Source organism: Arthrobacter roseus, assembly GCF_016907875.1.
GTDB lineage: Bacteria > Actinomycetota > Actinomycetes > Actinomycetales > Micrococcaceae > Arthrobacter_J > Arthrobacter_J roseus.
This window is the reverse complement of sequence record NZ_JAFBCU010000001.1, coordinates 235,153-248,305: the sequence shown is the minus strand read 5'-3', so window position 1 is coordinate 248,305 and position 13,153 is coordinate 235,153. Positions and strand designations below refer to the sequence as shown.

16 protein-coding genes and 1 pseudogene are annotated in these 13,153 nt (G+C 59.7%); 9 read left to right on the top strand and 8 right to left on the bottom strand.

The window, feature by feature from the left end; translation table 11 throughout:
- The first annotated feature begins 70 nt into the window (after positions 1 to 70).
- A complete protein-coding gene (locus JOE65_RS01270; RefSeq protein ID WP_205161540.1) occupies positions 71 to 367 on the top strand; it encodes a hypothetical protein in 297 nt (98 codons plus the stop codon).
- Positions 367 to 1,767 carry a hypothetical protein gene (locus JOE65_RS01265; RefSeq protein WP_205161539.1) on the top strand — a complete coding sequence of 467 codons (1,401 nt, stop codon included), beginning with the start codon at positions 367 to 369 and terminating at the stop codon, positions 1,765 to 1,767. Before JOE65_RS01270 ends, JOE65_RS01265 begins: the two co-directional genes overlap by 1 nt.
- Before the next feature lie 3 nt (positions 1,768 to 1,770).
- Here the strand turns inward: JOE65_RS01265 and JOE65_RS01260 are convergent, their stop codons facing one another.
- The gene (locus JOE65_RS01260; RefSeq protein ID WP_205161538.1) at positions 1,771 to 2,166 is read right to left on the bottom strand and encodes a phage holin family protein; all 396 of its coding nucleotides are present in this window, start codon (positions 2,164 to 2,166) and stop codon (positions 1,771 to 1,773) included.
- A 69-nt stretch (positions 2,167 to 2,235) separates the two neighbouring features.
- Between JOE65_RS01260 and JOE65_RS01255 the strand changes: the two genes are divergently transcribed.
- Both JOE65_RS01255 and JOE65_RS01250 read left to right on the top strand, forming a co-directional pair.
- Positions 2,236 to 3,375 (top strand): histidinol-phosphate transaminase, encoded by a 1,140-nt coding sequence (locus JOE65_RS01255; RefSeq protein WP_205161537.1) that lies wholly within the window; start codon positions 2,236 to 2,238, stop codon positions 3,373 to 3,375.
- Between the two features lie 39 nt (positions 3,376 to 3,414).
- Positions 3,415 to 4,353 carry an NAD-dependent epimerase/dehydratase family protein gene (locus JOE65_RS01250; RefSeq protein WP_205161536.1) on the top strand — a complete coding sequence of 313 codons (939 nt, stop codon included), beginning with the start codon at positions 3,415 to 3,417 and terminating at the stop codon, positions 4,351 to 4,353.
- Positions 4,354 to 4,384: 31 nt separating this feature from the next.
- On the opposite strand, the pseudogene JOE65_RS01245 reads toward JOE65_RS01250, so the two are convergent.
- The 3 genes and pseudogenes from JOE65_RS01245 to JOE65_RS01235 all read right to left on the bottom strand — a co-directional run.
- Positions 4,385 to 4,732: pseudogene (locus tag JOE65_RS01245) on the bottom strand (GNAT family N-acetyltransferase); the annotation flags it as partial.
- Between the two features lie 39 nt (positions 4,733 to 4,771).
- Positions 4,772 to 6,061, bottom strand: coding sequence for an aminotransferase-like domain-containing protein (locus tag JOE65_RS01240; protein ID WP_205161535.1), 1,290 nt, complete (start codon positions 6,059 to 6,061; stop codon positions 4,772 to 4,774).
- Positions 6,062 to 6,295: 234 nt separating this feature from the next.
- On the bottom strand, positions 6,296 to 7,366 hold the full coding sequence (locus JOE65_RS01235) for a helix-turn-helix transcriptional regulator (protein WP_239536574.1): 1,071 nt from the start codon (positions 7,364 to 7,366) through the stop codon (positions 6,296 to 6,298).
- Positions 7,367 to 7,612: 246 nt separating this feature from the next.
- On the opposite strand from JOE65_RS01235, the gene JOE65_RS01230 reads away from it, so the two are divergent.
- The 3 genes from JOE65_RS01230 to JOE65_RS01220 all read left to right on the top strand — a co-directional run bounded on the left by JOE65_RS01230 (position 7,613) and on the right by JOE65_RS01220 (position 9,185).
- Complete coding sequence (locus JOE65_RS01230; RefSeq protein ID WP_205161534.1) at positions 7,613 to 7,894, top strand: hypothetical protein; 282 nt, start codon at positions 7,613 to 7,615, stop codon at positions 7,892 to 7,894.
- A 101-nt stretch (positions 7,895 to 7,995) separates the two neighbouring features.
- The gene (locus JOE65_RS01225) at positions 7,996 to 8,958 is read left to right on the top strand and encodes a lantibiotic dehydratase C-terminal domain-containing protein (protein ID WP_205161533.1); all 963 of its coding nucleotides are present in this window, start codon (positions 7,996 to 7,998) and stop codon (positions 8,956 to 8,958) included.
- A gap of 35 nt (positions 8,959 to 8,993) precedes the next feature.
- Positions 8,994 to 9,185 (top strand): hypothetical protein, encoded by a 192-nt coding sequence (locus JOE65_RS01220; protein WP_205161532.1) that lies wholly within the window; start codon positions 8,994 to 8,996, stop codon positions 9,183 to 9,185.
- 30 nt (positions 9,186 to 9,215) lie between these two features.
- On the opposite strand, the gene JOE65_RS01215 is transcribed toward JOE65_RS01220, so the two are convergent.
- Positions 9,216 to 9,596 carry a hypothetical protein gene (locus JOE65_RS01215; protein WP_338021518.1) on the bottom strand — a complete coding sequence of 127 codons (381 nt, stop codon included), beginning with the start codon at positions 9,594 to 9,596 and terminating at the stop codon, positions 9,216 to 9,218.
- Between the two features lie 25 nt (positions 9,597 to 9,621).
- Here JOE65_RS01215 and JOE65_RS01210 point away from each other — a divergent pair, with 25 nt between their 5' ends.
- Positions 9,622 to 9,786, top strand: coding sequence for a hypothetical protein (locus JOE65_RS01210; protein WP_205164242.1), 165 nt, complete (start codon positions 9,622 to 9,624; stop codon positions 9,784 to 9,786).
- A 188-nt stretch (positions 9,787 to 9,974) separates the two neighbouring features.
- On the opposite strand, the gene ald is transcribed toward JOE65_RS01210, so the two are convergent.
- Positions 9,975 to 11,087: an alanine dehydrogenase gene (gene ald / locus JOE65_RS01205; RefSeq protein ID WP_205161531.1), complete on the bottom strand. Its 1,113-nt coding sequence runs from the start codon at positions 11,085 to 11,087 to the stop codon at positions 9,975 to 9,977.
- 198 nt (positions 11,088 to 11,285) lie between these two features.
- Here ald and JOE65_RS01200 point away from each other — a divergent pair, with 198 nt between their 5' ends.
- Positions 11,286 to 12,500, top strand: a complete 1,215-nt coding sequence (locus JOE65_RS01200) for a helix-turn-helix domain-containing protein (RefSeq protein WP_205163954.1) — start codon at positions 11,286 to 11,288, stop codon at positions 12,498 to 12,500.
- On the opposite strand, the gene JOE65_RS01195 is transcribed toward JOE65_RS01200, so the two are convergent.
- Positions 12,497 to 12,730: a hypothetical protein gene (locus JOE65_RS01195; RefSeq protein WP_205161530.1), complete on the bottom strand. Its 234-nt coding sequence runs from the start codon at positions 12,728 to 12,730 to the stop codon at positions 12,497 to 12,499. The genes JOE65_RS01200 and JOE65_RS01195 overlap by 4 nt on opposite strands.
- A gap of 9 nt (positions 12,731 to 12,739) precedes the next feature.
- The gene (locus tag JOE65_RS01190) at positions 12,740 to 13,135 is read right to left on the bottom strand and encodes a helix-turn-helix domain-containing protein (RefSeq protein WP_205161529.1); all 396 of its coding nucleotides are present in this window, start codon (positions 13,133 to 13,135) and stop codon (positions 12,740 to 12,742) included.
- Between the last annotated feature and the right edge of the window lie 18 nt (positions 13,136 to 13,153).

Sequence of the window (13,153 nt, the reverse complement as noted above, 5' to 3'; positions counted from 1 at the left end):
GCTTGTAGAACCCGGGCAGTCCGCGATCGCCATACCTTTGACGAAGACGAACTGAACCGGAGGACAATCTATGGATGGCTACCTTGCGGCAACGCAGACGTGCTGGCAAGACGAGGCATCAGACAATGCGGCGCAAATAGTGGCAGACCTGTACCAAGTGCTGGAAACTATTCGTGGCATCACGGACAGAGTGTCCGCAGTGACTGCTCTGGACTGGTATTCGCCCGCAGGCACCAAGTTCAGAGGGTACGTAGAGCAACAGCGCGGTCAACTGCTTCACGCCACTGATATTTTTCAGGACGCGATCAACGCGGCCGGGCTCCATTCGTCAGAGAATGCTCGGGTGCGGCTCGGCGCCGACTTCTGATGAGCGAAACGTGGGCGCCATCGTGGCAAGACAACTGGGGCGACAAACCCATCAACGGCCTGACAGTGCACGGCGGGGTCGGAGCCATCCGTTTTCAGGAAGAGGAACTGCAGCGCGGCGAGCAATTGCTGAGGCAATTATCCACCGACCTGACAGACGTTGTAGCGGTGGTCAATGGCCTGAATTTTCAGCTCATGGTGATGCCGACCTACGCCGAAGGGACGCGCGGGCGTGCTGTCGATGCGTTGCACCACAGCGCGGACCGGCTCATGGCCTGTAGCGCAGCATTCGAAGACACCGCCCACCTCGTGGACAAAGTGACGAGCCGCTACATCATGGCGGAAATGGCTAACACGGCACTCTTGGCTGATTTGAGAGTGCAGTCCAATGGGGGCCTTCCAACCTTGAATATGGCAGAACCGCTGATGGCCGTGGTGCTCAAGGATTCGCGGAAATCCCTCGGCCTGGTCATGGCCGGGGGATGGCTGCGCCCAGCGCCCATCGAAGCCACCGAAGTAGGGGAACCGGAGAATGTTGACGTAGATGCGTCCTTTGAATGGCTTCTGGGCCGGACCCAGAGCGTCAACTCGGCGGATCACGGGATGCTGGAAATCATTGAGGTAGACAATGGTTTCGGCCAGCCTCCAACCTTTGTGGTCTCCATCCCAGGAACCCAGTCCGGCGGAGCCACGGCAACCGAGAATCCGTTTGACGAGACCGGCATTGTGGAGGCAATGGAGTTCGACAGCAAATACATGGGCGACGCCGTTCGCGCGGCTCTCGCGGAGGCAGGTGCGGAGGCCGGAGACGTCGTGGTCCTCGGTGGATACAGCCAGGGCGGCATGCACGCAGCAAACCTTGCTGCTGATCCCGAACTGGGGGAGATGTATGACATCGAAATGGTAGTCACCGCTGGTTCTCCGGTAGGCAACACCGACATTCCCGAGGGGGTAAAGGCCGTGCATCTGGAACACGAGCAGGACATTGTCCCTGCAACGGACGGTACACCGAACCCCGAGACCAACAACCGCATCACAGTGGGCATCCACACGTGGGTTGAGACGCCAAACGGCGAGGACGCTGGGCTGGGGCCGGGCCACAATCTCGACAACTACATGGACGGGGCCCGGTCGGCGGACGAGAGTGAGGACGGCGCCCTCATTGGAGCTGGGGGTGTGCTTGCAGGCGCTCTGCGCGGCGGTCAGGGTACGCGGCACCGCTTTAAGCTGACCCGGGAAAAGCCACCAAAGGCATCATTCTCGGTCAAGAGTCATGGTCCAAAGATGCGAAAGTACAATGGCGGTCTCGAACTGAACGGGCAGACTCCTGACCCCGTGCGCATACTGCCGCCGTCGAGCGGTCCCAGGATGCGCAAGTACGGCATGAGCCCGGGAGACTGACGGCTACTTCTTGTTGGGCAGCACCATGCTGGCCACCAACGAGATCAGGCTGATGATCAGGGCACCGAGGATCGCAGTCCAGAAGAATGAGTCGATGGTGAACTGAACAGGTGTGAACTCGGTGATCCATGCCGTGAGCATCAGCATCGCCGCGTTGATGATGATCGTGAACAAGCCAAGGGTGAGGATGGTCAGGGGAAGCGAAAGGAGCTTCACAACAGGGCGAACGATCGCGTTCACCAGACCGAAAATCAGGCCGATGACCAGGAAGCCCAGAAGCGTGTGAACCCGCTGGTCGCCGTCGCCCGCCGTTGATTCCCACGAGATGCCGGGCAGGAGCCTGGCCGCGACCCATAGAGCCAGCGCATTGACGACGATTTGAACAATAAACCTCAACATGGATCAATGGTGCCATAACGGTCGTCTAGCGCGGACAGGCAACACTCGGATCGGCATTACGCTTGGTGTATGACAACACGCGAGAATCAGAACACAGCCGAAGACGGTCAGCCAGCCGCCATCGCGCCGCGCGGCGTGCTGGGTAAACTCCCACGGTACGCAGCGGGCAAACCCCCCGTCGCGATAGACGGTCTTCGGAGCTTCAAACTCTCATCCAACGAGAACCCGTTACCGCCGATCCCCGCCGTCCTGGACGCCATCCGCGAAGCCAGCGCTATCAACCGGTACCCGGATCCCATGAGCACGGCGCTGCGGGTCGAACTTTCTGAATTCTTGGACGTTCCGGCAGAGGACATTGTGACCGGCGCGGGAAGTCTCGGTGCGCTGAACCAGATTCTGGCAACGTTCGCGGGCCAAGAACAAGCACAGGAACCGGACGAGGTCATCTACGCGTGGCGTTCCTTCGAGGCATACCCCATCTCTGTGGGCCTCGCTGGCGCTAACAGTGTTCAGGTCCCTGTGAACGACGACGGCACGCACAACCTTGACGCGATGGCGGCTGCCGTGAATGACCGGACTCGAGTCATTCTCTTGTGCACTCCCAACAACCCGACCGGGCCGATCCTGACAACCGAGCAGGTGGAGGGATTCCTTGCAAAGGTTCCCTCGGACGTCGTCGTTGTCATTGACGAGGCGTATCAAGAATTTGTCCGCGCCACAGATGCCGTGGATGGTCTGGCAATTTACCGCAAGTACCCGAACGTCATGGTGCTGAGGACCTTCTCGAAAGCCCATGGGCTGGCTAATCTGCGGGTTGGCTATTCCGTTTCGCACCCGGACCTCACGCAGTACCTGAGGGTCACTGCAACGCCGTTCGCTGTATCTTCAGTGGCCGAGCAAGCAGCTATTGCTTCGATCCGGAACTATGAGCAGGTCAAAGAGCGCGTCCAGGGACTCGTCGATGAACGCGAACGCGTGGTGAAGGGCCTGAAGGATCTCGGCTGGGATGTGCCGCAGGCCGAAGGTAACTTCGTGTGGCTGAAACTCGGCGAGAATACACCGGAATTCGCCTCTCTGGCTGGCGAGCAGGCATTGTCAGTGCGAGCCTTCGGTGTTGAGGGTATCCGCGTGAGCATTGGTGAATCCGAGGGGAACTCACGGTTCCTGGCGCTGTGCGCCACCTACCCCAAGGGCCCCGGCGTCGCCTGATATCGCTTTGTTCGATTGGTCGGTCTCGAGGAGCAGGGCATGCGAGCAATAATTCTGGGCGGGACGGGGGCCATGGGCGGTGCCGCAGCCAAGATGCTGGCCGCCAACGGATGGTCAGTTGATGTAACCGGGCGGCACCCTGAGCAGATGCCGCAGGAACTCTCTGAGGCGGGCGTTCGCTTTCACCCGATAGAGCGGAGCAACGCGGATGCGGTTGAACGCCTGGTGGGCAACGGGGCTGAGCTGCTCGTTGATCTGTTGACGTACCAGGCAGCGGATGTGTGCGCGTTGCTGCCGGCCATGTCATCGGTGGACTGCCCGGTTCTGATCTCCACGAGAGCGGTCTACGTGGACCCTGAGGGCCACCACGTCAATAGCGATGAGCCACCGAAGTTTGCCGGTCCGATCAACGAGACCTCCCTGACGTTGCCTCCTGCCCATGACGACGTCAATCCATTCACCCGCGAGGGTTACGCGCCATCAAAGGTTGCCGCTGAGCGAACGGCTTTGGATAGCGGCTTGCCCATCACGGTAATCCGGCCGTCCAAGGTTCATGGACGCTGGGCACGCAACCCGCGCACTCGGTCATTCGTGGAGTTGATGGTTCGCGGCGAGCAGGACATCGAACTGGCTGGCGCCGCATCGATCGACCATCTGACAGCCGCCACGAACACTGCTGCTCTCATTGCAACCATCGCCAGTCAGCCGGGGGCGAGGATTCTCAATAGTGCTGATCCCGATAGTCCCACTGCCGAGCAAACTGTGCGGGCTATCGGCAGGCACCTGGGCTGGACAGGGACGCTGAAATTCCTTGATGATGTTTCCGACCCAGAGCGGGGACGGAATCCTTGGCTCGCTCGGCATCCGATCGTTCTTGACACTATTGCGTCCGCGGAGCTTGGTTATGTGCCGGTTGGCACCGGATTGGCACTCCTGGCGGAGGAGGTCGATTGGGTAGCCGAGCGGGTAAGAGCGTAGCCGGGAGCTCGCGGCCCGAAAGGTATCCGTCCTACAAGGTCAGCTTCAGACCTTCGTGCGAAGCGATAAAGCCCAGACTCTCGTAGAAACGGTGGGCATCTGAGCGTGACTTATCGGTTGTCAGCTGGACAAGATTACAACCGCGCCGTCTGGCCTCCGCTATGGCCCATTGGAACATTGCATGCCCTAGGCCCTTGCTCCGGTATTGGCCATGTACTCGGACAGCTTCAATTTGTGCTCGCAGCGCACCAGCTCTGGCCAGCCCGGGGATGAAGGATAGCTGCATGGTACCCGCCAGGATCTGGTCGGCAGTGGCCACGATGAGCAGATGGGCGGGGTCAGCATCAATCGCATCGAAAGCAACCCTGTAGGGCTGAGGATTCTGCGATTCCCGAGTTTGGACTAGAGGATCGGTGGACTACAGCGCTTCGATGGCTTCGCGCAGGATGGGGGTGAGCCTCCGCAGACCTTCTTCAATGTCTTCGCTCGAAACCGCACTGAATGCGAGCCTGAGACAGTTCGATGGGTCATCAGAGGGGACGAACGCTGCGCCGGGGATGAAGACCACCCGGGCGTCGATGGCCTTTTTAAGAAGCGGGTACGTGTCGATCCCCTCGGGCAAAGTGAGCCAGATGAAGAACCCGCCATCCGGGACCGTCCAGCTGACGCCGTCGGGCATCTGGTCTTCCAATGCTTTGAGCATCGTGTTGCATCGCGCTGCATAGAGGTCTCGTGAAGAACGCAGGAATCCGTTCCAGTCGTAGTCCCGGAGGTATGCAGAGACGAGCATCTGGTTGATGACGGACGGGCACAGGACCACAGCTTCGCAGGCCAGATAGAAGCGGCGGTACATGTGCTCGGGTACCAGTGCCCAGCCCAGCCGGACGCCAGGCGCAAAGATCTTCGAGAACGAACCCAGATAGATGACGTCGTCGGGGTTGTCCGCGCGCAGAGTTTTCAGCGGTTTGCCGTCAAACCGGAGGAGCCCGTACGGGTTGTCTTCAAGAACGAGGATGTTGCTTGCTTTGCAGATGTCCACTATCCGCTGACGCCGATCAGCGCTGAGCGTGATGCCGGAGGGATTGTTGAAGCTGGGGATGGTGTAGAGCAGCTTGATGTTTTTCCCTGCTGCCTTCAGTTCCTCGATCCGCCGCTCAAGCTCTTCTGGGATGAGGCCGTCGTTGTCCATGAGAACTGGTTGGACGTCAACTTCATAGGCTTCGAAGGTGTTGAGCGCCCCCACGTAGGTGGGGTCTTCGCAGAGGATGACGTCGCCTGGGTTGCAGAATACTTTCGCGGCAACGTCTTGGGCTGACTGGGAGCCAGTGGTGATGACCACGTTGTCGGGTGACGCATCCGTGATGCCCTCAAGAGCCATGACGTCGCAGACCTGCTGGCGTAGCTCATCCGTGCCCTGCCCTGAGCCATACTGGAAAGCTTCGAGGCCGTGCTCGGTAATGATCTTGGCAGCGGACTTCCCCAGCTCTTCCAGAGGCAGAGACTTCAGGTACGGGCTGCCGCCTGCGAGGGAGATGAGTCCGGGCTTTGCCGAGATGTCGAAGACGTCTCTAACAGCCGACTGCTTAATGCCAGCCGCCCGCACGGAGAACAGTTCCTCATGACGATGAGCGGATTCGGCGGCACGCTCAAGAGCGACTTCCGTTTCAGCGGTCAGCGGCAGGGGGTTCAGCTCGTCTTGTGAAGTCATTCCCACACTATAACGCGCGCGGTTCACCGTGGAACAACTTCCGTTGACTGGCGGAAGGGGCACTACTACGGGAGATGCATTAAGGCAATATTTGAGACCTGTTCCGGTACCTTTTTCACGAAGGTTTATAGAATGCCACTTTTGGTTTCACCGTCGTGTTAGCTTTCAGGTCAGCGCGACGGCGGTCTTTGTCCTTGGTGCGAGGAACAGCGACCGCCGTCGGGCTTCCGACACTTAAATCCAGCCGGCATCTCTGGCTTTGATGCCTGCTTGGAAACGACTGTCTGCCCTCAACTCTTCAAGCATCCAGGCGATGTGCCTGCGACAGGTACGCACGCTGATGTCTAGCCGACGGGCGATCACTTCGTCCGAGTACCCCACAGCCAGCCCGTTCAGAATGGATTGCTGCGTACTGGTCAATGGAGACTTTCGGCCAACCTCGTCAAGGAACGGTGATGCAATTTCCCATGCGAGATCAAAGAGCAGCGTGAATATATGAACAAGGTTGGGATCACGGATCACCAGAGCCGCTTTGTCTCCAGGGTCCAGCTGACGTGCCACTATGGCGAGATTTTTGTCAAAGATCATGAGCCTCAGGGGCACAAAGGGAAGAGCCCTGAATTCGCCGCCAGCGTCCGTAACCGTCGCAACGGCTTTTCGCGTAGGCACGTGATCACGGGTGCCCGTTGGATACAGATTTCTTCGCTGGATTCCACGCTGCAACAGCTCGAGGTCTTTTCGAACGCTCTCTTCTTGAACGTCCGCAGTGGAACCTTGGCCTGGCTGGGCAATAAGGACGCTGGTCATGACGTCCCTGCCGGAATCTATCAGGAGCCGACGTACTTTGGCGGGGTCCTCCAGAACTTCCACAGATCCGCTGCCTGCAGCATGTGCCCGAGCTTCGAGAAATACCGGAACGATACTGGCGAATTCTCGTCGCCGTTCGCTGACCCTGGACCTCAATTGCAGCATGGTTCGCTCATCTTCATCGACAATGTCCGCCAAGGCAGTTTCCGGAGCAATCGCCACCCATTGCCCACTCGTTCCGGGCGCAAGGAGCCTCTGCCGTTCAAGTCCGGCAATGGAAACTTCTATGTGTTTGAGCGTGTAGCCCAAGGCGTCAGAGGCATCCTGCTTGGTCCACGACGGGTTGGCGACGGCGAATTTATAGAGCTCAACCGCGGTTCCTTCGAGCACTGAGGTCCTCTCTACGATGTGCTTGCTGCGTCGGTCCTGCCTCGGTGGGAGGTGAGAACGCACTGTGTCGCGCTGTGCGGGCATTTTCTGAACGCCAGAAATTGCCATGGCCGGTTAATGACACCTTACAAGGCGTCGACATCTTTTTAGCCCATTTTCCACGGATCTCTGCGGGCCTGAGGCTTGCAGCATGCCAAATTCAGGGTTGCAGGATCCTGCCAAAGTCCGCTTGTGGCCATGTCCAGAATAGGGCATCTGCTCAGCTGGACACCCTTAATTGGACAAGTCATTCTTGAGTCATCGGGAGCTCAGCGACCGAGGCAGGAAAGTACGTTGTCACTCGAAGGGAATCTCATGAAGAAGATCATCGGCCTAAGTGCCGGGTTCTTGATCGTCGCTGGCGCAGTTGCACCCGCAACCAGCACAGTGGCAGGCGGCGTTTGGGATTGGCCCCAGCAGTCGATAGCTGGTGTTTGGGATTGGCCCCAGCAGGCAGTAGCTGGTGTTTGGGATTGGCCCCAGCAGGCAGTAGCTGGTGTTTGGGATTGGCCCCAGCAGGCAGTAGCTGGTGTTTGGGATTGGCCCCAGCAGGCAGTAGCTGGTGTTTGGGATTGGCCCCAGCAGGGCATTCTCTAAGGAGAACATGCTCTCCCGGTTGCCATCATTCCAACACCTTGGCAACCACCAATAAACTCGCCCCAGCGGGGCTAACCATTTGATCCGGAAGGAGACATTCCATGAGTCAGCTGATAGCGGTTCGACCCGCCTCGCGGACAGTTGCTAGCGACCAATGGTGGCATTTCTCCGTTATGACCGGAGGCTTCGATGTAGCGGACGGCATCATCGCAGACCTGGTTACCCCGCTGGCGGCGCAGGCCAGAGTCCTGGGCGCGAAGCGCTGGTTTTATACCCGCTGCGACGACCCATCCTCAGGGCAGGTGCGCATGCGTATCCTCGCTCCACAGCCAACCATCGACCGGCTGCAACTGATCCAGCGGTCATTGCTGGCCCAAGCTGCCGGTGTCTTGCCTCAACTGACCACCAAACAGCACCTGTCATCACCTGCCAGTGACCGATCATTCTCATCCTTCAGCAACGCCGATCCGCAGTTGGAAGCAGAGCTCGTCACCTACGGCGGCGTCGAAGGGTTGCAGCTCGCCGAGGAAGCCTTCGAACTTTCCTCCGAGCTCTGTGCTTGGGCTACCCAGCGTTACAGCAAAACTCAGAGCCGGTCCGCACTTGCCTCGCTGCTGTTGTTCGACTCGGCTCGAAGCATGATGAAGGGTCCGCGCTCCTCGAACTGGCAAGACCGACGTCGGCTCTCCTGGGACTACTACTGGGACAGCCATCTCAAAACATGTACTGCCAATTTTGGGCCCCGGGCCACCAGTGTCCGCGAAGCCATGACAGCTCAGATTGACGCGAAACTTTCGCCTATGCATTCGCTCATGGCGGCAACTGCGGCAGAATCTGCCGTTCACAACTGGCGACGTCGCTGGTTCCGTGCACTCGATACCTACCTTTATAAGGCGGACAAGGCGCGCGTCAGCCGCAGTGCCCAGCACCTGACCGTCTATCAGGCCCATATGCTTCTCAATCGACTCGGCTTCTCGTCCCGCGAAGAAGCTGCTCTAGGACTCTACGCCCGCACGTGGGGCCCAGACTTTGAACCACTACCCCGATCGAAGCGACACTCATGACCGCCGAGGCAGCAGTAAATGGAGGAATAGCACCCATGGCTACCAAGGACGAGGTCATCAGGGCCGATAGCACACAGGATCTCAGTGAAGCGCTGGGATGCTCCACCGATCTCGTTGAGGATATGCGCGGAATGGGCTTCCTCGACTCGTGCGGAGAGTTGTGGAACCTTGGTCCCGCGCGGGACTACCTTCGTGACGCCGCTTGGGCAGACCAGCTCTGGCACTAAGACACACCCTGGACCAGCAAAGACGTGCACTCATTTCTGGCTGATGAGCTCCTCCAACGAAACTCCGTCAACGAGGACAGCTGAGCTTCCAGCCCCAGTGGCAGTTTCTGCCGTCTGATGTAATTGCTCCGAAACTCGAGGACCATCGCAGGTGCCACCAAGAGCGACCTGCCCGGTGAGTTCTACCGTAGCGACCTCGCCATCCACCGTCCCCGCGACGAAGTCAAGGTCGGACATATACAGGGCGTTCAGTAGGCCCGATTGACCCAAGAACTGGTCATCATCGGCGAGAAGTCGTTCCATACTTGTCCGGAGCTGATTTGTGAATGTCACAGGCTCCGTATAGGTGGCGACCAAGCTGTCACCGCATCCAATTTTTGCTCCGCTGGCACCGTCGTCACCCGTGGCCACGTAATAGAGGGTCAACGGCGCTGTCGTGGCCGATGCTGACGGCGAGGCCGAACCCGACGGTGAACGCGGCGCCGCTGATGATGCAGATGGCATAGCAGCACCCGACGACGACGCACCTCCGTCTGCAGAAGCGGACGACGCCATTGTTGGTGGCTGTGTATCGGGGCTGGAGGGAGGGCCCGTCGTGTAATCATCGGCCGCGGTGCAGCTGGTCAATACCAACACCGCCGCTGCCGCTGGGGGTAACAGTCCGGATCGCATGACGGCCTCCTGGCTCAGTGGACGTTGCCACGGGCGTAGGCCTACTGAACGCGCAAATCCATGCCGATTCGATGTCAGTTCGACGGCGGTTTGGTAACCGCCGCCGCTAGACCATCGTTAGACCAGTGTTCGCCAGTCCTCGGTGAGCTCAAGATCGTGGGCCTCGGAGACCGAGCGGTTGGGCACCTTGCCTGCGGCCACGTTGAGACCAAGAGCCAGTGCGGGGTTACTGTCGAGGGCAGCCTTGACGCCCTTGTTAGCCAGAAGCACCGCGTAGCGCAGAGTGACGTTGGTCAGGGCGTACGTTGAGGTATTCGGGACAGCGCCTGGCATGTTCGCCACACAGTAGAACAGGGAGTTGTGGACGGCGAACGTGGGGTCCTGGTGGGTGGTTGCGTGTGAGTTCTCAAAGCAGCCGCCCTGGTCCACGGCAATATCCACGAGCACTGAACCGGGCTTCATCTGGGATACCAGCTCGTTGGTAACGAGTTTGGGGGCCTTCGCTCCGGGGATGAGGACGGAGCCGATCACCAGATCCGCATCAAGAACGGACCGTTCGATCTCTAGCTTGTTGGACGCAACGGTCTTCACGCGCCCGGCATAGATCGCATCGATCTCGCGGAGACGGTTGATGTTGATGTCCAGGAGCGTCACTTCCGCGCCGGTACCAACGGCCATCGCCGTCGCGTTGGTTCCAGCAACACCGGCACCAAGTACGACGACTTTGGCGGGCCGAACACCGGGAACGCCACCCAGGAGGAGGCCGGGACCGCCACCGGATGCCATCATGACCTGCGCGCCCATTTGGACCGAAAGCCTGCCAGCTACTTCGGACATGGGGGCTAGCAGTGGCAGGGCGCGCCCGTCCTGAACGGTTTCGTAGGCGATTGCGGTGACGCCGGACTTCACGAGTTCGTGGGTCAGCTCCGCTTCTGCGGCGAGGTGCAGGTAGGTGAAGAGGATGAGTCCCTTGCGGAAGTGGTGGTACTCCGAAGCAACGGGTTCTTTGACCTTCATGACCATGTCTGAGCGGGACCACAGCTCGTCCGCGGTGTCCACGATCGTTGCGCCAGCGTTCGTGTATTCGGCGTCAGTGATGTTGGAGCCCTTGCCAGCAGAGGCCTGAATCAGGACTGTGTGTCCATTGGCGACAAATTCGTGCACTCCTGAAGCTGTTATCGCTACACGGAATTCGTTGTTCTTAACTTCTTGGGGGACGCCGATGATCACGGTCTGCTCCATTGCTGTGGCCGGGGTGGGGACTGTGTTAAGAATAGGTTCTGCGTCAAGGGCGTGGAGCCGTAAAACCTGCGGTGAGCCAGTGGTCTGGACCCGGTTCAGCGCGGCATGGCAAGCACCTTTCGACAACTGTCGAAGGAAGCGGCGTCAATTGTCGCTTAATGTTGTTTCACCGGTATCGTGACTTCCATGAAATCGCTGGAAGTGGACCAGTGCGTGGAACGCATCGCGGAGGGACTTGACCGCGGATTATCGTTGGAAGACCTCGACGGCGTGCTGCTTTCCTACGGCAGCCACCGGAATGCTGCCGATAAGGTGCGCGTAAATTTTCTGCTGAGCAAACGCGTGCCGGAGGACGTGGGCCGCTGGCAATTGCAACACGGCATCTCGACGGCGGTCCGTCCGGTGGTAGTGCCGGCCAACGAGGAGCTCGGCATGTTGGGACGAGTCTGTGTCCCACTGCTCGTGAGGGGATTCAGAGTGGGTTACCTCTGGGTTCAGCAGGATCCTGAGGAGCTGGCTGCCGCTGCGATTCTCGAACGCCTGCCGGCTGTGCGAGGCGAACTGGACCTGCTGGTCGAGCTACTCCTTGATTCGAATACGGCGGCCTCGGAACAGCGACGACAGTTGGAGTCCGGGTTCCTGGCAGCGTGTTCGGGAAATGAGGAGGCCCAGCAGGAGGTGGCTCACTGGCCGGTGGTGCAGCACCGCGGTCCGTGGCGCCTTGGCGTTCTCTTGGAATATGAGCAGGGGATGGAGCCTACCGAAGATCCGCAGGCTAGTCTCCTGGCGCATCGAACGGCCGCTCTGCACGCAACGGTCGGCCACGATGCTGCGTCGTTCAGCGCAGGACGTGAGACGCATGCCGTCGTCCTTTTTCGAGGCCTCGTGGCAGAGCAGGAGTTCATCCGCGTCCAGCGTGGTTACCGAGAGGAGCTGGATAAGCGGTCCGGACGAAAGGCGGCCCCTGTCATCCTCGGTCTCAGTGAACCCTTCAACGACGTTGGCGGGCTGCCTGATGCATGTCGGCAGGCAAGACAAGCTGTACAGGCCGCCGCCGTAGACCCCCAGCTTGCCCGGGTGTCGGAATACTGCAACCTAGGTGTTTACCAGCATTTTGCCGCTGAGGCTGCTGGCCCTTCGGGTCCTCGCTCAACCCGGTTTCGCGAGCTGAGTGCGGGGGATCCGGCTCGCGAGCTGAGGCCGCTGCTGGAGCTGCTGTATGACCACAGTGGTTCCGTCCAGGATGTTGCCGACGTGCTGCATCTGCACCGGAGCACGCTGTACAACCGGTTGGCTAGGGTTCGTTCGATCATCGGAGCGGACCCGATGGTCGGTGTCGCACGGCTTGAACTGCACGTGGCGCTGAAGACGGCGCGCTGGGCTGAACGTCCCCGGATCTAAGGCTTCGGGTCGTTCGCCTGGGGCTCGGTGTTCCGTTTGCGGGCTTTGGCCCGGCGGTCTGTTTGCCAGGTTTCCAGTAGAAGCGTGACGGCAACTCCCACAACCACTCCCATGAGGATGGCTGCCATTCCGGAGCGATCCATGGCGACGGCGGCCACGTAGGCCAGATAGCCGGTGAGCAGCCCGATAGCCGAGCGCACAAGGACCCGGATCCAGACTGTCTTATTCATCCTTTAAGCCTACTGCGCGGTTTCGCTGTTGTGATGGTCTGCGCTTTTTTGTTCATCGAGCCAGCTGGTGATGTCCGTCAGTCTGATCCGGCGATGCGTCCCCCGATATTCAACGGGAATGACGCCGGCGTTAGTCAGATTTCGGAGGTATGTGTGCGAGATGCCAGCGGCTTCGGCTGCCTGGGAAGTGGTCAACATCTCCGTCACGGAGGACACCATGACGGCGTCGCCTTTAGTCAGCCGCTTGATGAGGTCGACGACGGCGGCGGTCCCTGTGGGGGGAAGTTTTACGGCCGTGCCGTTGACGAAGATAGTGACGTCGTCGTTCTCCTTGAGCGCCCGCGCCAATTGTTGCCGGTCGCTGACGTTAAGGGCTGCCGTGGTGGTGGGGATGCGCTGGGCCATGGCCATATTTTCGCATGT

Excerpts from the sequence above, each read along its gene's own strand:
- JOE65_RS01240 (WP_205161535.1), bottom strand. The coding sequence starts at position 6,061 with ATGACTTCACAAGACGAGCTGAACCCCCTGCCGCTGACCGCTGAAACG.
- JOE65_RS01265 (WP_205161539.1), top strand. The coding sequence starts at position 367 with ATGAGCGAAACGTGGGCGCCATCGTGGCAAGACAACTGGGGCGACAAA.
- JOE65_RS01230 (WP_205161534.1), top strand. The coding sequence starts at position 7,613 with ATGAAGAAGATCATCGGCCTAAGTGCCGGGTTCTTGATCGTCGCTGGC.
- JOE65_RS01200 (WP_205163954.1), top strand. The coding sequence starts at position 11,286 with ATGAAATCGCTGGAAGTGGACCAGTGCGTGGAACGCATCGCGGAGGGA.
- JOE65_RS01225 (WP_205161533.1), top strand. The coding sequence starts at position 7,996 with ATGAGTCAGCTGATAGCGGTTCGACCCGCCTCGCGGACAGTTGCTAGC.
- JOE65_RS01235 (WP_239536574.1), bottom strand. The coding sequence starts at position 7,366 with ATGGCAATTTCTGGCGTTCAGAAAATGCCCGCACAGCGCGACACAGTG.
- JOE65_RS01270 (WP_205161540.1), top strand. The coding sequence starts at position 71 with ATGGATGGCTACCTTGCGGCAACGCAGACGTGCTGGCAAGACGAGGCA.
- JOE65_RS01250 (WP_205161536.1), top strand. The coding sequence starts at position 3,415 with ATGCGAGCAATAATTCTGGGCGGGACGGGGGCCATGGGCGGTGCCGCA.
- JOE65_RS01190 (WP_205161529.1), bottom strand. The coding sequence starts at position 13,135 with ATGGCCCAGCGCATCCCCACCACCACGGCAGCCCTTAACGTCAGCGAC.
- JOE65_RS01255 (WP_205161537.1), top strand. The coding sequence starts at position 2,236 with ATGACAACACGCGAGAATCAGAACACAGCCGAAGACGGTCAGCCAGCC.
- JOE65_RS01260 (WP_205161538.1), bottom strand. The coding sequence starts at position 2,166 with ATGTTGAGGTTTATTGTTCAAATCGTCGTCAATGCGCTGGCTCTATGG.
- JOE65_RS01220 (WP_205161532.1), top strand. The coding sequence starts at position 8,994 with ATGGCTACCAAGGACGAGGTCATCAGGGCCGATAGCACACAGGATCTC.
- JOE65_RS01195 (WP_205161530.1), bottom strand. The coding sequence starts at position 12,730 with ATGAATAAGACAGTCTGGATCCGGGTCCTTGTGCGCTCGGCTATCGGG.